9 protein-coding genes are annotated in these 20654 nt (G+C 74.8%); 1 reads left to right on the top strand and 8 read right to left on the bottom strand.

Annotation, left to right across the window (positions count from 1 at the left end):
• Window positions 1-2: 2 nt before the first annotated feature.
• Together AB0I89_RS13665 and AB0I89_RS13660 are read right to left on the bottom strand one after the other, a co-directional pair.
• Complete coding sequence (locus tag AB0I89_RS13665; RefSeq protein WP_357125218.1) at window positions 3-6680, bottom strand: thioester reductase domain-containing protein; 6678 nt, start codon at window positions 6678-6680, stop codon at window positions 3-5.
• Between the two features lies 1 nt (window position 6681).
• Window positions 6682-14655 carry a beta-ketoacyl synthase N-terminal-like domain-containing protein gene (locus AB0I89_RS13660; protein ID WP_357125215.1) on the bottom strand — a complete coding sequence of 2658 codons (7974 nt, stop codon included), beginning with the start codon at window positions 14653-14655 and terminating at the stop codon, window positions 6682-6684.
• 179 nt (window positions 14656-14834) lie between these two features.
• On the opposite strand from AB0I89_RS13660, the gene AB0I89_RS13655 reads away from it, so the two are divergent.
• Window positions 14835-15554, top strand: a complete 720-nt coding sequence (locus tag AB0I89_RS13655; protein WP_357125212.1) for an alpha/beta fold hydrolase — start codon at window positions 14835-14837, stop codon at window positions 15552-15554.
• On the opposite strand, the gene AB0I89_RS13650 is transcribed toward AB0I89_RS13655, so the two are convergent.
• From AB0I89_RS13650 to AB0I89_RS13625, 6 genes are read right to left on the bottom strand one after another with little or no spacing between them, the layout of a single operon-like run.
• The gene (locus AB0I89_RS13650) at window positions 15487-16479 is read right to left on the bottom strand and encodes a phosphatase PAP2 family protein (protein WP_357125207.1); all 993 of its coding nucleotides are present in this window, start codon (window positions 16477-16479) and stop codon (window positions 15487-15489) included. The genes AB0I89_RS13655 and AB0I89_RS13650 overlap by 68 nt on opposite strands.
• Window positions 16480-16499: 20 nt before the next feature.
• Entirely contained in the window at window positions 16500-17429 is a 930-nt protein-coding gene (locus AB0I89_RS13645) for a phytanoyl-CoA dioxygenase family protein (protein ID WP_357125204.1), read from the bottom strand.
• A 10-nt stretch (window positions 17430-17439) separates the two neighbouring features.
• The gene (locus AB0I89_RS13640; RefSeq protein WP_357125201.1) at window positions 17440-18744 is read right to left on the bottom strand and encodes a beta-ketoacyl-[acyl-carrier-protein] synthase family protein; all 1305 of its coding nucleotides are present in this window, start codon (window positions 18742-18744) and stop codon (window positions 17440-17442) included.
• Window position 18745: 1 nt separating this feature from the next.
• Window positions 18746-19303, bottom strand: coding sequence for a beta-ketoacyl synthase chain length factor (locus AB0I89_RS13635; RefSeq protein ID WP_357125198.1), 558 nt, complete (start codon window positions 19301-19303; stop codon window positions 18746-18748).
• Window positions 19300-20415, bottom strand: coding sequence for a beta-ketoacyl synthase N-terminal-like domain-containing protein (locus AB0I89_RS13630; RefSeq protein ID WP_357125195.1), 1116 nt, complete (start codon window positions 20413-20415; stop codon window positions 19300-19302). Before AB0I89_RS13630 ends, AB0I89_RS13635 begins: the two co-directional genes overlap by 4 nt.
• Window positions 20412-20654, bottom strand: a complete 243-nt coding sequence (locus AB0I89_RS13625; protein ID WP_357125192.1) for a hypothetical protein — start codon at window positions 20652-20654, stop codon at window positions 20412-20414. The genes AB0I89_RS13630 and AB0I89_RS13625 overlap by 4 nt, the downstream gene beginning before the upstream one ends.

The following is a 20654-nucleotide window of genomic DNA, read 5'->3' as shown; positions in this document are numbered from 1 at the left end:
GTTCAAGCTCCTTCATCAGCCGCTGTGGGAGCGGGCAGGTAGCCGGTCCGCACCATCCAGCGCAGGTAGATGTCGAGTAGGTCGTCGTCCAACGGCGGGCACCGGACGTCGGTGCCCCGCAGTTGTTGCTCGGTGTTGTCGACGCCGTAGTGGACGGCCTCCTCGCCGCCGACCACGAACTCCTGGACCACCGGCATGACCGGGTGCAGTTCGTTCGCGCCCACGGCGTAGGTCGCCTTGAGCGCCTGCCACCACTCCTCGACGGGTACGACCTCGACCGCGAAGCCGTGCCGACGCAGCGCGCGCACCACGTCCGCGAAGAGTGCCTTGTACGGGCTCACCAGGTGGTACGTGCCACCCAGGGCCGGGCCGTACCGGGAGATGTGCACCAGCGCGCTCGCCACGTAGTCGACGGGCGTCATCTCCACCTTGATGTCGATGTCCGGCGCCAACCCGAGCTGCACGCAGCCCTTCATGACCCGGGTGGTGAAGTGGGTGGTCAGGCTCGCGCCGGTGCGGGAGTCGCCCAGCACCCGACCCGGCCGGTAGATGTCGGCCGGCACGCCGCGCGCGCGGGCCAGCTCGACCAGCCGCTCCGCGGCCCACTTGGTCTGCACGTATCCGGTCACCAGTCGACCGGCCGAGGCGATGTCGTCGTCCTCGCTGACGACGTCGCGGCCGGGGGCCGGTAGGCCCCAGATGCCGTACGTCGAGACGTGGTGGACCGCGGTCGGCCGCCCACGCGCGGCCAACCGCAGCACCTCCTCGGTGCCCGTGATGTTGTCCGGTCGGAGCTGCTGGTAGTTGTAGCCGAAATGCACCCGGGCGCCGCAGTGGTAGATGCCGTCCAGCAGGTCGGCGAGTTCGTCGAACCGCTCGGCGGACAGGCCCAACCCGGGTCGGGCCAGGTCACCGGGCAGCACCGTGATCCGATCGACGGCGGTGGCCGGCAGGGGGAGGTAGCGCTCCATGTTGTCCAGCAGCCGCCGCAGGCCGGCCCCCTCGTCGGCGCACCGCACCAGGCACCACACCCGGGCCGTGGTCGATTCGAGCAGGGTGTGCAGCAGGTAGCCGCCCACGAAGCCGGTCGCGCCGGTCAGCAGAACGTGCCGGGGATCGCGCACCCGGGCCGGCGGATCACCGACCACCCGGATGTCCGGCGCGAGGGTCACCTCGCCGGCGATCCACGCCGGGTCACTGGCCGGGTCACCCGCCAGGTCTCCGCCGCCCTGGTCACCGGCGGGCGGCACGGCGTCGTCAGCGGACCCGTCGCCGGACCGGTCGGCCAGCAGCCCGGCGAACAGGTCGGCCCACTGTGCCGGGGTGGCGAGGGTGAGCAGATCACCGGCGCGCACGGTGAGGCCGAGATCCCGCCGGCAACGCCGCACGGCGTCCATGACCATGAGCGAGTCCATGCCGCTGGCCAGCACGTCGCTCTCCTCGTCGAGCGCCCCCGAACCGGCGCCCAGGACGTCCGTCGCCAACTCGACCGCGTACGCGCCGAGCGTCGCCCGCACCCGGCGCGGGTCGCCCTCGGCGCGCAGGCCGGCCAGCAGCGGCGCCTCCGCGACATCGTCCGCGGCCGGTTCGTCGGCGGTGATGCCGCGCAGCATCGGCCGCTCCGTGCGGGCCTGCATGACCGGCTTGAACACCGACCAGTCCACCGCGCACACCACCCGCTGCGTGGCGTCGCCGGCCGCGAGCGCCGTCAGGATCCGGATGCTCTGCTCGGCCGGCAACGGCCGCAAGCCGGTGGCCTTCAGGAACGCCATCACCTCGTCGCCGAAGAGAGCGGACGGCAGGTCCCACGGGCCCCACGCGACGGACAGGGCCGGCAGGCCGGCGGCCTCGCGGTGCCCCGCCAGCGCGTCGAGGAACGCGTTGCCGGCCGCGTAGCTGGCCAGGTGCTGCGAGCCCCAGGTCGCGGCGATCGACGAGAAGCCGATGAAGAAATCCAGCTTCGCGCCGCGCGTGAGCTGGTGCAGCAGCCAGCCGCCGATCACCTTCGGTCGCCACACCCGCCGGTACGCGGCGTCGGTGGCCGTACGGGCGAACTCGGGCTCCGACACGCCGGCCGCGTGGACGACACCGCGCAGCGGCTGGGCGCCGTTCTCCAGCGCGGCGAACACGGCGGTCATCGCCGCCTCGTCGACCACGTCGGCGGCGACCACGTCGACGGTGGTCCCCAGCCGCTCCAGCCGCCGCACCGCGTCGATCCGCCGCGCGGCCTCCCCGGTCGCGTCGGCCCAACCGTCCCGCTCGGGCAACGCGGTGCGGGCGAGCAGCACCAGGCGGCCGGCGCCGGCGCGGGCCAGCCATTCCGCGACGGTCAGGCCGATCCCGCCGAACGCCCCAGTGATCAGGTACGTGGCCTCGCCGTGGACCGGCGGCCGACGGCGCAGCGCCTCGGCTGGCAGTGGGGGCGCGGGGGTCAGGCGCAGCGCGTACCGACGGTCCGCGCGCAGCGCCTGCTGGTCGTCGTAGCCGTCCTGTGCGTCGGCCGGGCCGACGCCGGACGGGTCGCCGGGGACCAACCCACCCGTGGTCAGCGCGGCCAGCAGCATCAGGTCCTCGCCGGGTCGGCGCCGCGGGTCCAGGTCGATCGCCCCTCCCCACCGGTCCGGGTGCTCCAGCGCCAGCACCCGGCCCAGGCCCCACAACGTGCCGGCGACCGGGGCGGCCGCGTCCGGGACGGCGGTCGCCGTGCTCACCCGCAGAGCGGCGCGGGTGACGAGGCTGAGCCGGGCGTCGGCGCACGCCGGGTCGTCGAGCATCGCGCGCAGGAGGGCGAGGGTCGTCAGGTCCGCGCGCCCGGCGTACTCCTGAAGGCTCGCGGCGTCGCAGTCCTTGGACCCCGGCGCGTCGAGCCCGGTCAGGACCACCGCGAGCCGGGGACGACCCGGGCCGGCGGACCAGGTGGCGACCAACTCCCGGACGGCGTCCGGGTCCGGACGGCAGTCCGACCCCTGGCCCACCACCGGCGGCGCCGCCACCGTCACGGCGGCGTCGCGCTCCCGCAGCAGCGCGGCCAGCCCGGTCACCAACGCGGCATCCGGACCCGTCGGGTCGGCCACCAGCAGGTAGCTCTGTCCGGCCAGGTCGGCCGGCGGCTGCGGGGACGGCCCGGGCAGGGGCACCCAGGTCTGCTCGTAGAGCAGGTCGGCCGGGACCTCCCAACGGGCCGGCGCGGGCACCGACGCGACTGTCACGTCCTGCGCGTACCCGATCGGGACGCCCCCGGCGTCGAGCAGGTCGACGGCCCCGGTCAGCACGTCGCCGACCGCCCGCACGGACCCGACGCGGACCCGCACCGCCCGTACGCCGCCCGGGGGCAGGACGTCACTCGACGTCGCGGCCGTGCCACCGAGCGCGCCGCAGCCGGCCAGCGTCGACCCGTTCTCCGACTCCGCCCCGCCCGCCACCGTGACCGCGACCCGCGCGGCGTCGAGCACCTCGGGCCAGCCCGCGCCGTCCGGCACCGGGACCTCCGGCGCGGTCTCGACGTCGTTGTCCCCGTCGGGGTACGGGCGGCCGGCCGGCCACCGGCGCCGCAGCACCCCGCTGGCGTGGCGGATCCACGGCGCGGCCAGCGCCTCCCGGGCCGCGGTGGCCCCGACCAGCTCCCAGTCGGCCGAGCCGTCGTCCCGCGCCGTGACCGTGAGCCGCAGGTGACCCCGCTCGCCGGTCGGGACCGACGTGTGGACGCTCAGATCCTCGGCGCACCGCCACCCGCCACCGAGGCAGTCCGTGGCGGCCCGGACCGCCACGTCCAACACCGCGCCGAGACCCGGCGACTCACCGGCCAGCGCCTCGGGCGTCACCTCGTACGCCGGCACGGGTCCGGGCAGGCGGCGGCCGACGCCCGGGATGTCGCCGGCCACGACGGCGGCCCCGGTCTCCTCGGCGGCGGCCGCGACCGGCGCGGCGACCGGCCCGACCTCGCGGAACCAGTAGTGCGCGCCGCGCCACGGTGTCGTCGGCAGCGGTACCGCGCGCACGTCCTCGCCCGCGTGGAAGGCCCGCCAGTCCGGACGTGCGCCCCGCAGGCTCACGCTGCCGACCGCGCCGAGCACCTCACGCAGGTCCTCACCGCCCCGCCGCAGGGTGGGCACGAACGCGCAATCCGGCTCGCCGGCGAGCGAGCGGGCCGCGAGGGCCGTCAGCACGGGCGCGGGCCCGAGCTCCACGAAGGTGCGCATGCCCGCGTCGTGCAACGCGCGCACCCCGTCGCGGAAGCGGACCGCGCCGGCCGCGTGCCGCAGCCAGTAGTCCGGGCCCAGGTCGTCGTCGCCGAACAGCCGACCGGTGACGTTGGACGCCAACGGAATGCGCGGCGGGCGGAACGACAGCCCGGCCAGCACCGACCGGAACGGCTCCAGCATGGGTCGGATCAGCGGCGAGTGGAACGCGTGCGACACGGCCAGCCGCCGGGTGCGGACGCCGTCGGTCGCCAGCCGCTCCAGGACGGTGGCCAGATGCGCGGCGTGACCCGAGATCGTGACGTCGCCCGGCCCGTTGACCGCGGCGACCGCGACCGTGCCCGCGTACCCGTCGATCGCCGCGACGGCGACCTCCTCCGCGCAGCCCGCGGCGGCCATCGCGCCGCCCGCCGGCAGCTCCGCCATCAACCGCGCCCGCGCGGCCACCAGCGTCGCGGCGGCGGGCAGGTCCAGCACACCGGCGACGCAGGCGGCGACCAGCTCGCCGACGCTGTGGCCGGCCACCGCGGACGGTCGCAGGCCCCAGGAGAGCCACATCTGGGCCAGGGCGTACTCGACCGCGAACAGCGCCGGCTGCGTGTACCGGGTGTCGTCGAGCGGCGTCGGACCGTCGGCCCACAGCACGTCCGCCAACCGGCGGGGCAGCTCGCTGTCGAAGAGCGCCGCGGCCTCCTCGAACGCGGCCCGGAAGGCGGCGGTCCCCAGCAGCCCGCGGGCCATGCCCGGGTACTGGGCGCCCTGGCCGGTGAACAGCCAGGCGACCTTGCGATCGCGGCGGCGGGGCAGCGCGGCGACCGTCAGCCCCCGCGGGTGGCGGCCCTGCGCGTACGCCGACAGGACGTCCGCCAGCTCGTCGGTGTCGGCGGCGGTGACCGCGAGGCCGTGCGTCTGGACCGCGCGGCCGACGTGCGTCGTGTAGCAGGCGTCGCCGAGGGACACCGCGTGCGGACCGCGTAGCCACCGGGCGTGTCGGTCGGCCAGCTCACGCAGCGCCTCCTCGGTACGCGCGGAGGCCAGGAACAACCCGTACGGCGGTTGGGCACCAGCCCGAGCGGCACCGGCCGGCGGCGCCGCCAGCACGACGTGCGCGTTCGTCCCGCTCGCCCCGAAGCTGCTCACTCCGCCGGTGCGCGGGTGGCCCCGATCCGGCCACGGCGTACAGGTCACGGGCACCCGCACGTGCAAGGCGGACCAGTCCAGGTTCGGGTTGGGCTCGTTCAGGTGCAGGTGCGGTGGGATCTCGCCGTTCGACATGGCGAGCACGACCTTGAACAGGCCGGCCATGCCGGCGGCCGGCTCCAGGTGCCCGATGTTCGTCTTCACCGAGCCCACCAGCAGCGGGTCGTCGGGTCGGCGGTGCCGACCGATGACGGCTTCCAGCGAACGCAGCTCGATGGGATCGCCCAGCGAGGTGCCCGTCCCGTGCGCCTCGACGTAGTCCACGCCGTCCGGCCCGACGCCGGCCTGGCTCATGGCCGCGCCGACCACGTCCTGCTGCGCGAGCGGATTCGGCACGGTGAGGCCGCTGGAGCGACCGTCGTGGTTGACCGCCGAGCCACGGACGACCGCGACGATCGGGTCGTTGTCGGCCAGCGCGGCGGACAGCCGCTTGAGCACCACGACACCGGCGCCCTCCCCGCGGGCGTAGCCGTCCGCCGACGCGTCGAAGGTCTTGCACCGCCCGTCGGCGGAGAGCCCGCGGAACTTGCTCATCATCACGAAGCCGTACGGGGACAGCAGCAGGTTCACCCCGCCGGCCAACGCCAGGTCGCACTCCCGCAGCCGCAGCGCCTGGCACGCCTCGTGCAGCGCGACCAGCGACGACGAGCAGGAGGTGTCGACGACCTTGCTCGGCCCCCGCAGTCCGAGCAGGTACGAGATGCGGCCGGCCAGGAAGCTGGGCTCGCCGGTGAGCTGGTAGAAGTCGACGTCGTCGATGTCGCCGACGCTCTGCCGGGCGCGTACGTAGTCGGTCGTGCTCAGTCCGAAGTAGACGCCGGTGCGCGAGCCGTCGAGCCGGTCGGGCGCGTAGCCGGCGCGCTCCAGCCCTTCCCAGCAGATCTCCAGCGCGATGCGGTGCTGCGGGTCCATGCCCAGCGCCTCGCGCGGGGAGATCCCGAACGCCTCCGGCTCGAACCGGTCGACCTGGTCGAGGAAGGCGCCCCGGATCGTGTACGCCTTGCCCGGCGCCTCCGGGTCCGGGTCGTGGTACGCGCCGGCGTCGGCGCGCTCCGCCGGGAACTCCGAGGTCGTGTCCACCCCGTTGCGCAGCAGCGTCCAGAACTCCTCCGGCGAGTGCGCGCCGCCGGGGAACCGGCAGGCCATCCCGACGATGGCGATCGGTTCGTCCAACCAACCGTCCCGACTGTCGGCAAGGCGGCGGCGCAGGTCCTCGATGGTGCGCAGCGCGTCGGCCATGAGCCGGCGGCTGTCCGGTGTACGGGAAGCGGTCGTCGACATCTCAGCCCCCCTCCGCGAGCGCGGCCGACAGCCGCGCGATCAGCTCGTCCTCGGACATCGCCGCCAGGTCGTCGTCGGCGTCGTCGGGCCCGCCGGTCGCCGTGGTGGCCGGCGTGGTGGCCGGCGCGCTCGACCGGTCCACAGCGGCGGCCGGATCGAGCAGCGTCAGCAGGTGGTCGGTGAGCGCCGCCGCGTTGGGAAACTCGAACGTGAGCGTCGCCGGCAGGTCCACCCCCAGCCCGCGTTCCAACCAGCCGCGCAGGCTCAGCGACATCACCGAGTCCATGCCGAGGTCGAAGAAGCCCTGATGGGCCAGCACGTCCACCCCGGACGCCTCGCCCAACACCTCGGCCACCGCGTCGAGCACCGCCTCCAACAGACGCTCGGCCCGCTGCTCGGCCGGCAGCGCCAGCACGACGGCAGCCAGCGGTGCGACCGACCTGCCGTCCTCCTGCGATCGGCCGTCGCCCGCCACGGATTCGACGCCCACCTCGGCCAGGAACGCGCGGTCGGCCCGCTCCCGGCACACCCGCGCGTACCGGGGCGCGTCCACGTCCGCCACCGTGACCTGGGTCAGGCCCGCCCGGAGCGCCACCTCGAAGGCCTCGCCCAGCTCCGCGCCGGCCAGCGGCCGCAGGCCGCTGTCGACCATCACCATCCGGTCCCGGCGGGACAGCTCGGCCGGGTCGTCGACGGGCATGAACCGCACCACCTGGACGGGTAGACCGGCCTGCTCTCGCGCCGTGGTCACCGCGTCGACCGCGCCCTCGGCGGCGGCCCGCGCGGCCATCCCGGTGGCCCCCCAGACCGCGGCCGCCGCGCCGGTCACGCAGAACAGCGGCGGCGCGAGGTCCCGGGTCGCCAGGTCCAGCCGGTGTACGACCTCAGCCCAGCGCACGGCCGACGACACCGCGCCCTCGTCGAGGGTGTCGAGCGGGGCGGCCGGCGCGGGCTTCCCGACCAGCAGCACGCCACCGAGCGGGGCGCCCAACGCGTCCGGCGTCAGGTCGGCCGCGAGATCCGCCGCGCGGTCTGCCGCCGATCGTTCGTCCGCCCCACGGTCCGCCCTCGTGAGGTCGATCCGTCGCACCTCCACGCCGGCCGCTGTCAGCTCGGCGAGCCGTACGTGCCCCGGGGACGCACCGTCGGACGGCGTGACGTCGGGCGGGGTGGCGTGGGACGGCGCATCGTCGGGCGGGGTGGCTTCCCCGACGATCAGCCGACGCAGGCCACGGCGTACGAGCACGTCCACGAACGGTCGGCTGGCCGGGTGCAGCGCGTCGGTCACCAGGTACCAGGCGTCCGGATCACAGTCGAACTCGGGCAGCGCGGTCGACAGCGGGTCCGCCGTGGACAACCGTCCGGCGTACCAGGCTCCTTCGCGCAGGAGCAGCTCGTCCTCGGCCGGGTCGGTAGCGGACCCACGCGGGGCCGTCAGCGCACCGGCGAGTCCGGCAGCGTCGCCGGGAGTCCAGCCGACGTCCTGCTGGCCCGGCTCGCCGCCCGCCTGGCCCGGCTCGCCGCCTGCCTGACGTGGCGCGGTGCCGAGCAGGCGCGGGTCGACGTCGACCAGACCGCCCCACCCGGGCGCGGCCTCCATGGCGAGCACCCGCCCGGCCGCCCACACCGCCGCCTGCGCCGGGTCCGCCTCGCCGGCACCGGTCGGCTGGTACGCCCCGGCGGTGACGACGCGCAACCGCCCGGACGGCACGTCGAGTCCGGCGCGAAGCTGACGGGCTGCCCGCACGACACCCGCTACCAGGACCTCGACCGGCACACTGCCGGGTGCGGCCGCCGCGACCAGCACGATCCCGTGGTCCGGCGGAACATCGGCCCACGGCGGCAGGTCGCCCTCCCCCACGCCGGCGGTCGGCCTACCGCCCCGGTCGTCGTCGGGGCCCGCGCCGGCGGACGGTGGCCGCCAGGTCACCTCGACGCCGGCGAGCCGCAGACCGTCGACCACCCGCTGACCCGCCTCGACGGACGCGCCCGTGAGCGGGACGACGAGCCACCGCCCGGCCGCCGCCTCCGGGGCGGGGGGCAGGACGCGACGCCACCGGACGGTGAACGTACGCGCGGCGCAGCGGTCCCGGACATCGTCGGGCAGGGTGGTGCCGGTGAGCGCCGGAGTGGTCGGGACAGCCGGCGTCGTGGTCACGGAGCCCGACCGCTGGGCGACGGCCGCCGAACCGGTCGCCGGGTCCGACGTATCCGCCCAGTGCCGGCGTCGCTGCCACGGGTAGCGCGGCAGCACCGCCCGGTACGGGCGGCGGCCGAACAGCCTCTCCCAGTGGATGCCGACACCGACCACGTGGAGCTGGGCGATGACGTCGAGGAATCCCTCCGGACGGCCCAGGTCCGCACCGACCGCCAGGAGGCTCGCCTCCCCACCCGCGGCGACAGCCGCGGCGTCCGACCCGCCGTCGACCGCGAGCCACACCCGCTCCCCCGCCGCCGCGAGCGACGCGGCCAGCGCGTCCCAGCCCGACGCCGGTGACCGGGCGGGCACCGGGTGCGGACCGGACACCGGACCGCCCGCCGAGGCCAGCCACAGCACGGGCGTCGAGGAGGTGTCGGTGGGTGCCGCCACGGTGACGGTCGTGCCGTCGAGCGCCGCGCCGATCGCCCGCGCCCGGTCGAGCGCACCCGCCGCGCACGCCGCTGCCAACTCACCGACGCCACGTCCGACGACCGCGTCGGGCCGTACCCCGTATGCCTCCCAGACGGCGGTGAGCGCGAGTTGTACGGCCAGCACGGCGGCCGGCTCGCCCCGATCCGCGTCGCCGGCGGTCAGCGCCGTACGTAGCGCGCCGCTGTCGTCGAGCGCGTCCAACGTGGCCCGGAAGGCGGGCTCGTCGCGATCGAGGGCACGCCAGTCGACCGGCGCGCGGTCCCCGTACACGAGGACCAGGCGCTCGGACTCGTCGGACACCGCGCCCTGGTGCGCGCCGTCGCCACCGGACAGCCCGGCGGCGAGGTCGGCGATCCCGCGACCGACCACCGCCAGCCGGTGCTCCAGGTGAGCGCGCCGGGTCGCCGCTGCGTGGCAGATGTCGGCGATGTCCGCGCCGCCCTGCGCGGACAGCACGTCCGCGAAGCTCTCCCGGGCGGCGGCCAGGGCGCCGTCCCCGGCGGCCGACAGAACCAGGAGGTGAGCCCGGCCGGAAATGATCGCGCCGGCCCTGGCGGACGCGGCGACGCCCGGTGTCCGGTGCCCGTTCGGCGACGCCGGGGTGGCCGGCCCGCTGAGCACCACGTGGGCGTTGGTCCCGGTGAATCCGAACGCGCTCACCCCGGCGACCCGGGGTCGCCCGCCGGTGGCCGGCCACGCCGTCGTGGACGTGGTGATCCGGACCGGCAGCCGCGCCCAGTCCACCTGGGAGGTGGGACGGGTGACGTGCAGGTGCGCGGGCAGCTCGCCGTGTCGCAGCGCCAGCGCGGTCTTGATCAGCCCGGCGATACCAGCGGCCGCCTCCAGGTGGCCGATGTTGGTCTTGACGGACCCGACCAGCAGCGGCCGGTCCGGCTGCCGCCCGCCGCCGAGCGCACGCGCGATCGCCCGCAGCTCCACGGCGTCCCCGAGTACCGTGCCGGTGCCGTGCGCCTCCAGGTAGTCCACGTCCGACGCGGCGACACCACCGGCGGCGAGCGCCGTGCGGATCAGCTCCTCCTGCGCCTCGCCGCCGGGCACGGTCAGGCCGCCGCTCGCGCCGTTGTGGTTGACCGCGCTGCCACGGATCACGGCGTAGACCCGGTCGCCGTCGCGCTCGGCCTGCGCGAGTGTCTTGAGCACCACCACCCCGGCACCCTCACCGCGCCCGTAGCCATCGGCGCTGGCGTCGAAGGTCTTGCAGCGACCGTCGGGCGACAGCGCGCCCGCGGCCGACATCGCCAGGTGCACGGTGGGCCTCACCATCACGTTCACCCCGCCGGCGAGCGCGACGTCGGCCTCCCCGGCGCGCAGGCTCTGCACGGCCAGGTGCACCGCGACCAGCGACGACGAGCAGGCCGTGTCGATCGCCAGACTGGGGCCGCGAACGTCCAGGAAGTACGACAACCGGCCGGCCGTGCCGCTGAAGGAGTTGCCCGTGCCGTAGTAGAGGTCGACGTCCCGGGCCCGCCGGGTGAGCAGTTGCTGGTAGTCGGTGGTGTTCATGCCGACGAAAACGCCGACCCGGGCGGATCGCCGGTGCTCCCGCGTGACCCCGGCGTCCTCGAGCGCTTCCCAGGCCACCTCCAGGAAGAGGCGCTGCTGCGGGTCCATGGCCCGGGCCTCCCGGGCCGAGATCCGGAAGAACGCGTTGTCGAACAGGTCGACCCGGTCCAGGAAACCACCACGGCGGGTGACCACGGTGCCGGGGGCGCCGGGACCGGCGCCGAGCAGCGCCTCGGCGTCCCACCGGTCCGCCGGCACGTCGCCGGTGGCGTCGACCCCGTCGGACAGCAGCCGCCAGAACTGCTCGGGACCGTCGGCCCGCGGCAGCCGGCAACCGATGCCCACGATGGCCACCGGCTCGGCCGGCCCGCGTACGACCGACGCGACCGGAACAGCCGCCGCCGCGGCGATCGGCGGTGACGCAGCCTGGCGGGGCGGCTCAACCGGGCGCGCCGGCTCTGTTGACTCGGCGGGAGGCGGCGGCCCGGCCGGGAGTGCCTCGGCGACAAGGTGGTCGGTGAGAGCGTCGATGGTCGGGTGCTCGATGCCGACGGCAGCCCCGAGGACAGCGCCCAGCTCGCGTTCGAGCCGGCTGACGAGCGCGACCAGGGCTAGCGAGTCCATGCCCAGCTCAAAGAAGCCGCGCCCGCGCGCCAGACGGCGGCCGGGCTCGTAGCCGAGGGCCTCGGCGACGGCATCGTTGACCAGGGCGGCGATCCGCTCCCGCTCCACCGGGGTGCGAGCGCGGGCGCCGGCCCCGTTGGTGCCGTCACGGCCGCCGATGCCGCTCCCGCCACCGCCGACACCCGCGCCCGCGGCATCCGTACCGCCGGCAGTCGCGCCGTTGGCAGTCGCGCCGTTGGCCGTCGCGCCGCCGACACCGCCCCCGCCGGCGACACCGTTGACGGTCGTACCGCCGACACCGGCGCCGTTGGCGGCCGCACCGGTGCCGCGTCGCTCGCCGACACCCTCGCCACCCCGGCCACCGGCACCGTTGGGCGCGGCGGTCGTCGGCACACCGACACCGGCCAACGTCTGCACGACGGTGCCGTCCGGCGCGATGAGGCGCACCTCGGCCCGCAGCTCGCCCAGCGCCACGCCGGCGACGCCGTGCGCGGAGCCGACGGGATCCGTCCCCACCGCCTGCGGTGCGGGCAGGGCGACGGACTCGGGGGTCGGCAGCCAGTACCGCTCCTCGGAGAGCCGGACCGGCGGCAGCGGCCGGTACCGCCGACCCTCGCCGTACACCGCTGCCCAGTCCACCGCGACACCGGCGGTGTACGCCTCGGCGAGGGCTCGGGTCAGGGTCTCCACCGGCGGTCGGCCCCGCGCCAGGCTGCCGATCGCCGCGCCACGACGGGAGCGGGCCACGAGTGACGCCGCCAGCGGCCCGGTCAGGACCGGATGCGGACCCAGCTCCACGAAGACCGCCGGCCGCCGGGACAGCAGCCGGTCGATCGCCGGCCAGAACAGCACGGGCTCGCGCACGTTGCGGCCCCAGTAGGCCGGCCCGAACTCCGGTACGACGCCGCTCGGGTCGACGCTGGACAGCATCGGCACACGCGGCTCGGCCGGTGTCAGGCCGTCGAGCCGGCGCTCCAACTCGTCGCCGTACGCCGCGACCGCCGGACTGTGGAACGCGTAGTCGCCGGCCAGCGGCACGCACCGCACCCCGGCGGCGGTCAGGTCGGCCAGCAGCCGGTCCACGGCGACCGTCGGGCCGGCGACCACGACCGAGCGAGGCCCGTTGACCGCGGCGATCACCACCTCGGCGTACCGGCCGATGGTGGCGGTGACCTCGTCGGCGGAGAGCGCGATGGCGGCCATCCGTCCGCTGCCGGACGCCGGCTGCAACAGCTCTCCCCGCAGCACGATGACCCGCAGCGCGTCTTCCAGCGGCAGCGCGCCGGCCGCGCAGGCCGCGGCGACCTCCCCCATGCTGTGGCCGACGACCGAGTCCGGCGGAACACCCCACCGGGCCCAGAGCCGGGAGAGCCCGATCTGGATCGCGAAGATCGCCGGTTGGGCGAACCGGGTCTCGGACAACCGGCTGCCGGTGCGGCGACCCAGCTCCTCCAGCAGCGACCACCCGGCGATCCGCCGGGTCAACGCGTCGCATTCGTCGAGCGTGGCGCGCATCGTCGGGTCGGCGCGGTAGAGGTCGAGACCCATGCCGGGGTACTGCGAGCCCTGGCCGGAGAACACCTGCACCACGTACGCCGGACCGTCGTGCAGCAGTTCGCCGCTGACCGCGTTGGCGGACCTCTCGCCGGCCTGGTGACCGGCCAACGCGCCGCGCAGGTCGGCGGCGCTCGCGCCGGTCAGAGCGAGCCGGTGCGTGTGGTGGCTACGCCGGGCACCGGTGCTGAACAACAGGTCGCCGAGCTGGTCGGGCTCCGCCGTCGCGGGGTCGTCGAGCAGTGCCGCGTGCCGGGTGACCTGGTCGGCCAGCGCCGACCCGGAGGGGCCGGACAGCACCAGCACCGGCCACGACACGGGCGCCGGCGGCTGCGCGGCGCGCTCCTTTGGGGGCGCGGCGAGCACGACGTGCACGTTGCTGCCGGACAGACCGAACGCGCTGACGCCGGTGAGGCGATGGGGTGCGTTGGGCAACACCGTGCGGGTGGTGGGGACCGCCAACCCGGAACCGGACCAGCCGAACCGTGGCGTCGGCTGCGCCAGCTTGATCTGCGGCGGCACCACCCCGCTACGCGCGACCAGCAGGCCCTTGAGCAGGCCGAGGATGCCGGCGGCGGAGTCGAGGTGGCCGAAGTTGGCCTTGTGCGAGCCGACGAGCAGCGGGCGCTCCGGCGCACGTTCGGGACCGAAGACCGCTGCCAACGCGCTGAGCTCGATCGGGTCACCCAGCGGCGTGCCGGTGCTGTGCGCCTCGACGTACTCGATGTCGGCGGGCGACACGTCGGCGTCGCGGAGCGCGTTGCGCAGCAACTGCTCCTGGGCCAGGGCGTTGGGCGCGGTCAGGCCGGCGCTGCGGCCGTCGTGGTTCGTCGCGCTTCCCTTGATCACGCCCCAGATCTGGTCGCCGTCGGCGACGGCGTCCGCGTACCTCTTGAGGACGACGACCGCGCCGCCCTCGCCGCGCACCACGCCGTCGGCGTCCGCGTCGAACGGGCGGCAGAGCCCTTGCGGTGACAGCGCCTGGATACGTCGCATGTAGAGGGTCAGCTCCGGACCGACCATCAGGTTGACCCCACCGGCCAGCGCGGTGTCGCAGTCGCCCGCCGCCAGGGCACGCGCGGCGAGGTGCACCGCCAGCAGCGACGACGCGCAGGCGGCGGTCAGGGTCATGCACGGCCCGTTCAGACCGAACGTGTACGCGACCCGGCCTGACCCGAAGCTGAATTCCTTGCCGCTGGCGTAGTGCGCCCCCACGTGGTCGACGCCGAGGGTGCGGGCGTGCAGGACGGCGTAGTCCATCGCCAGGATGCCGAAGTAGACCCCGGTGTTGCTGCCCGCCCAGGCTGACAGCGGCACACCGCTGTGCTCCATGGCACGCCAGGCGAGCGTCAGCAGGAGCCGCTGCTGCGGGTCCATCTCGCGCGCCTCGTGGGGTGAGACGCCGAAGAACTCGGCGTCGAACAGGTCGATGTCGGGCAGGAACCCGCCGGTGCCGACCGTGTCGAGCGAGGCGGCGCCGGGTCGCCCGGCCGGGACGGGGCCGGTGACGTCACGCCCCTCGTCCAGGACGCGCCACAGCGAGTCGAGGTCGTCCACTCCGCCGGGGAACCGGCAACCGACGCCTACCACCGCGATGTCGGTGGCACCTGCCCTGGCGGCTGAGCGACGGTCGCGGCGCATCCCCACGGCACCCCCCACGCGCATCCGTTCGGTGAACTGTAGCGGCCATTCCCCGCCTGATGATTTCCCTGTACGTTGAAGTACATCGGACGAGAAGCGAGATGTCAATGCTGATAGATCACGTCCTGGTTGCCGAAGAAGCACGGGATAACGGGCGTTCAGGTCCACCGTCGTTGACGGTGTTCGGCTTCCCGGCCGCCGGTGGCTCAGCGTCGCATTTCACCAGGTGGAGGCGGTGGCTGCCGGCCGGAGTGGTCGTCGAGCCGGTGGAGCTGCCCGGCCACGGCACCCGCCGACAGGAACCGGCGATCGACGACTGGCCCCGGCTGGTGACCGCCGCGTGCGACGCGGTGCGCGACCGCCTGTCGGGTCCGTACGCCCTGGCCGGGCAGAGCTTCGGCGCGCTGCTGGCGTACGAGGTGGCGGCGACGCTGGCGCACACCGGCCCGGGCCCCGAGCTGGTGATCGTCGCGGGACGCAACGGGCCCGCCGCCGGTCTCGCCCACCGCCCTCTGCACGCGTTGGACGACGACCGGCTGATCGAGTCGCTGGGACGTCTCGGCGGCACCCCGGCCGAGGTCCTCGCCGAACCGGCGCTGATACGGCTCGCCCTGCCGGTGCTGCGGACCGACCTGCGGCTGGCGGAGACCTACGCCCGCCCACCCCGGACGGCGTTGGGGTGTCCGATCGCCGCCCTGGTGGGCCGCCACGATCGGATGGCCGACGCGGCGGGCGCGCTGGCCTGGCAGCAGGAGACGGCGGAACGCTTCGACCTGACCGTCGTGGACGGCGGGCACTTCATCCTCGATCACCCGCAGGTCGTCGACGCCGTTACGGCGCGGATGACCGAGCTGCTTCGGCGGGTGGGTCGATCCGGGGCCGGTACCACCAGCGGTTGACCCGCCCGGCCACCACTACGGCCAGCACCGCGAGAACTGTCCCGGCCAGCAGGTCGACGGCGTAGTGCTTGCGCAGGTACAACGTGGACAGCAGCAGCCCCAGGCCGATCGGCAGGTACCACCAGAACAGGCGACGGGCGTCGCGCCACAGATACACCATCAGCACCACCGTCATGGCGGTGTGCAGGCTGGGAAAGAGATCCCGCGCCGGTCCCTGGACGGCGGTGATGGCGTCCAGCGCGCCGCCGATCGATCCCTCGTGGCCGGGGAGCGGGTCGGCGTAGACGTCGGTCTGGTAGATGTGCGGACCCACCCCCGGCACCAGCACGTAGCCGGAGTAGCCGACCACCGCGGTGATGGAGATCGCGAGCGCGAAGTCGTGGTACTCGCGCACATGGCCCCGCACGTACGAAAAGATGGCGTACGCCCCCTGGGAGAGGCCGTAGCTCAGGTAGCAGATCGCCATGAACAGCGTCAACGCGGGTGAGCCGAGGGTGTCGTTGAGCCAACGGCTGACGTCGCCGCCGAAGACCGCGCGGTCGAACTCGATCAACGCGGGATCGACGAGCGGAAAGTCCAGCTCCGGGGTGATGTCGCGCAGACTTGAGTAGATCACCAGGCAGGACAGGAACGGCACCGCCGTCCGGGCGACCCCGCCGACGAACCTGGCCACCCTCGCCGGGCCGCCCACCCGCGCGTCGAGCACCGCCGGCCCCGACGCGGCGGCGCGGCGGCGCCGGGACAGCGCGAACCCGGCGATCAGCGCGCCGACCAGCACGGTCGACGCGGCGATCATCGCCCAGGAGACCGCGCCGGTGACGAGGGCGAGCGCGGCGACGAGGGTGAGGGCCACCGCGAAGAGGCACTCCTCCGGCCACAGCAGCGGATCGCGCCGGCTGTCGCCCCGGTCCCGTGCGACTGCCACGGGCCGGGGCGTGCCAACGGTCATGCCGTCTCGCTCTGCGGGTTCGAGGAGCGCCAGAGAACCGGGCAGAACTGCGGGTCGCTGTAGTCGGGCAGACCCGCCTCGTCACGGCGTACCAGGGAATCGTGGTTGTAGACGACGAGGTCGCCGTCGGAGCGGTGGAACCGCCGGTAGCGGTTGTCGCCGTCCTGCAGGTGCAGAGAGATGGCGCGCCGGGCGCGCGGACTCCGGTTGGCCCCACTGCCGTGGTACGTACGGCAGTGGTGGAAGCTCATGTGGCCCTTGGGGATGTGCATCGGGATCTTGTTGACCTGCGCGCCGTTGTACTCGGCGTTGTTGACGAGCAGATCCTCCAGCTCGGAACGGTCGCGCTCGGCGAAGTGCCGCGTGGTCTTGTCGTCGCCCCCGACCTCCTTCCAGGTGTGGCTGCCGTCGACCATCGTGATCGTGCCCATCTCCTCGGTGCACTCGTGCATCGGGATGAAGGCGGTCAGCATCCGCTCGGAGGTGCAGGTCTGCCAGTAGTGACGGTCGAAGTGCCAGGGCACGATGTTGGTCGGCTCGCCGGGGCTCGGCGGCTTGAGGATCAAGGTGCTCTGGAACACCCGGATCTCGGCCGCCTCCGCCAGCCGCGCCGCGACCGCGCCGATGATCGGCTTGCGCAGGATCGCGGCGACCTCGTCGCTCTCGTAGTGCACGTAGTCGTTGTGTCGCTGCACGTCGCCGTGTTCCGGCTCCCAGTAGGCCAGCTTCGCCGGCCGCCGGGGCAACCGCCGGTCGCGGTGACCCGCGTAGAACCGCTCGGTGGCCTCGACGAGCGTGTCCACCTCGTCGTCGGTGAGCAGCTTCTGGCTGAGGTACCAGCCCCGCTCGGCGTACGACCGGACGTCCTCGTCGGTGGGCAGCGCGGCCCGCTCCTCGTCGGTCAGCGTGAATTCCGTCGTTGTCATCGCGCTCCTCTCATCGTTGATCCGTGGTGGTGACCGCCGCCGCCGGGTCCGCCTCCCGGACCCGCGCCGTGGAGGGCGGACCGAACATCAGGCTGACGTTGTGTCCGCCGAACGCGAAGGAGTTGGACAGGACCGCGCGGGGCCGGACCGGACGCGCCTGACCCCGCACGTGGTCGAGGTCGCAGGCCGGGTCCGGATCGTCCAGGTTGTTGGTCGGCGGCAGCATCCCGTAGGTGACCGCCAGGGCCGTCGCCGCCGCCTCGACGGCTCCGGCGCTGCCCAGCAGGTGCCCGGTCACGCCCTTGGTGGAGCTGACCGCCGGGGCGTGCGTACCGAATGCGCTGTGGACGGCGCGGGTCTCGGCCAGGTCGCCCCGTTTGGTGCTCGTGCCGTGGGCGTTGATGTAGTCGACGTCGGTGGGCGCGACGCCGGCGTCGGCGACCGCCCGGCGCATGCTCTGCGCGGCGCCGGCGCCGTCCGCCCGCGGCGACGTGGGGTGGAAGGCGTCGGTGGTGGCGCCCCACCCGATGATGTCGGCGTAGCCGGCAACCCCGCGCGCGTCCGCGTGCTCGGCGCGCTCGACGACCAGGATCCCGGCGCCCTCGCCGAGCACGAAGCCGTTGCGTCGCCGGTCGAACGGGCGGCTCGCCTGCGTCGGGTCGGACCAGCCGGTGGCGAGCGCCCGCGCGTTGGCGAAACCGGCGGTGCCGGTCGGCCCGAGCGGTGACTCCGCCCCACCGCACACGACCACGTCCGCGTCGCCGGACCGGATGAGTCGCAGCGCCTCCGCCACGGCGTGCGCGCTGGCCGCGCAGGCGGTCGCGATGCACGAGCTGTAGCCCTGGATGCCGTACCTGATGGCAATGCGCGCGGCGGCCATGTTGGGGAGGAAACCCGGATAGAGGTACGCGCTCACGGCGGTGCGGCCGCGCTCCACGCGGGCCTTGGCCTGCGCCTCGTAGGTGGTGAGGCCACCCGCGCCACTGGAGACGACCACGGCGACCCGCAGTGGGTCGACGTCGCGGCCGACCTCCAGGCCGGCGTCACGCATCGCGTCGTCGGCGGCGGCCAGACCCATGATCAGGAACCGGTCGGCGGCCAGCACCTCGTTGGGCGGCAACACGGTGGTGGGGTCGATGTCCGGGGCGATCCCGACCACCTCCGTGGCGGCGGCCGCGCCGTGCCCCTCGGGCGGGCGCACCAGCCCGGAGCGCCCGTTGCAGATCGCCGCGAAGAAGTCCGTTACCCCCCGCCCGACGGGCGTCACCAGCCCCATACCGGTGATGGTGGCCGAGGGTCGGGTCGATCCGGTCATGTCAACCGCCTTGTCCGCCGCCGGTCGGCGGCCTGGTCATCTCGTGGTCCGGCGTGAGCAGCAGGGCCGTCGCGCCGGTGGGCTGGGCCGGGTCGGTGTCGTGCTCGACGACGATCACCAGCGCCTCCGCCGCGTCCCCGTCGGCGAACAGGCCCTCCGCCACCGCCCGGCCCTCGCCGAACGGATCGCCGCTCGGGCTGAGCGACACGACCGGTCCGGTCAGGGCCCACTCGGTGGCGACGTGGCCGAGGACCGAGTTCGGCACGGATTGGAAGAAGTACATCGGCGACACCCGCCGGCCACCGTCCACCTCCCCGGCGATGGCCGCCGCGGTGGCCTGGTCGGCGTACGCGCTGACCAGGACGACGGCGGTCGGCCCGTGGGCACCCGCGCCGGCGCGCCGTCGCAGGCAGCGGCTGGCGACGGCCACGACGAGCGGGGGGAACGGCGAGGCGACGAACCCGCGGACCGCGGGTGGCCGGCCGGCGTCGCCGGGCTCGGGCCACGCCGCGCGGGCCAGCTCACGGACCGCGCCTGAAGCGGTGTCGAGGCCGGTCACACCGCCCCCAGCACCAGAGCGGTGTTGGCGCCACCGAACGCGAAGTTGCAGCTCAGGGCGTACCGGCCGACCATCGGGCCGGGCTCGCGCACCACCCGTACCGGGCACTGCGGGTCCGCCTCGATGAAGCCGGCATTGACCGGCAACCGGCCGGCGTCGAGGGCCAGCGCGGTGACCGCGAACTCCAGCAGGCCGGACGCCTCCAGGGCATGCCCGTGCACGGACTTGGTCGAGCTCACCGCCACCGACTCGACCGCCGTGCCGAGGCCGACGCGCAACGCGCTGCTCTCGGCCGCGTCGGCACGTGTCGTGCCGGTGCCGTTGGCGTTAACGTACGCCAACTCCTGCGGCGTCACGCCGGCCCGGGCCAGGCCGGCGCGGATGGCCGAGCCCATCCCGGCGCCACCCGGATCGGGCTGGCAGACGTGGTAGGCGTCGCCGGCCCGGGCCCAGCCGGCCAGCCGGGACCGCACCCGACCGCCCCGTCCCTGGGCGGCGGCCGCCGACTCCAGCACCACGGCGACGACCGCGTCGCCCAGCAGCATGCCGCGCCGGCCGTTGCTGAACGGGCGGACGGCGCCGTCGTCGGCCAGGGCCCGGCCGGCGTCGAAGAGGGCCTGGTGGTCGGCGTCGACGAGGAAGCCCCCGGCGACCACGGCCCGCTCGCACCGACCCCGGGCGATCATCGAGGCGGCCTCGGCCAGCGCAGTGCTGCCCGCCACACACGCCGACGTGTAGACCCGCGCGACGCCGCCGAGGCCGGTTCGCCGGGCCACGGTGGCGGCCAACACGGCCGGCCCGTTGCCCGATCCTCCGGCGCGGACCACGCTGGTGCCCGTGCCGGTGGCGAAGTACAGCGCGCACTCGCCGCGCCGGTGTGCCAACCCGGCGTCGTCGCAGGCGTCCGCCACGACGGCGACCACCTCGGCGGCCAGGTCTTCGGTGTCGGCGAGGGTGGCCGCCGCTCGTACCCGGCTACGGCCCGGGTCGAAGCGACGGACCTCGCCGAACGCGGGCTTCCCGGCCAGCACCGCCGCCAGCAGCGGCGCGGGGCCGCGGCCGTGGGCCGTCAGGAGGCCCAGTCCGGTGACCACGACAGTCGAGCGGGTCACTCCGACTCCGCCGCCGTCAGGGTAAGACGACTGAGGATCTCCGCCGCACCGGTCACCGTGGACATCGCCGCCAGCTCGTCGTCGTCGAGGTCGAGGTCGAGGCCGTAGCGCCGCTCTATCTCGTAGACCAGCCGGGCGAGCTCCAGCGAGTCGATGCGCTCACGCGAGGCGTCGACACTCCGGTAGCCCACGTCGGCGAGGATCGACAGGATCTCGTCGCGGCGATCGCTGTCGCCCAC

This window comes from Micromonospora sp. NPDC049801 (assembly GCF_040656575.1).
Taxonomy (GTDB): Bacteria; Actinomycetota; Actinomycetes; order Mycobacteriales; family Micromonosporaceae; genus Micromonospora.
The sequence above is the reverse complement of the archived record's forward strand: the minus strand, read 5'-3'. Positions and strand labels throughout refer to the sequence as shown.

Excerpts from the sequence above, each read along its gene's own strand:
- AB0I89_RS13645 (WP_357125204.1), bottom strand. The coding sequence starts at position 17,429 with ATGACAACGACGGAATTCACGCTGACCGACGAGGAGCGGGCCGCGCTG.
- AB0I89_RS13665 (WP_357125218.1), bottom strand. The coding sequence starts at position 6,680 with ATGTCGACGACCGCTTCCCGTACACCGGACAGCCGCCGGCTCATGGCC.
- AB0I89_RS13640 (WP_357125201.1), bottom strand. The coding sequence starts at position 18,744 with ATGACCGGATCGACCCGACCCTCGGCCACCATCACCGGTATGGGGCTG.
- AB0I89_RS13660 (WP_357125215.1), bottom strand. The coding sequence starts at position 14,655 with ATGCGCCGCGACCGTCGCTCAGCCGCCAGGGCAGGTGCCACCGACATC.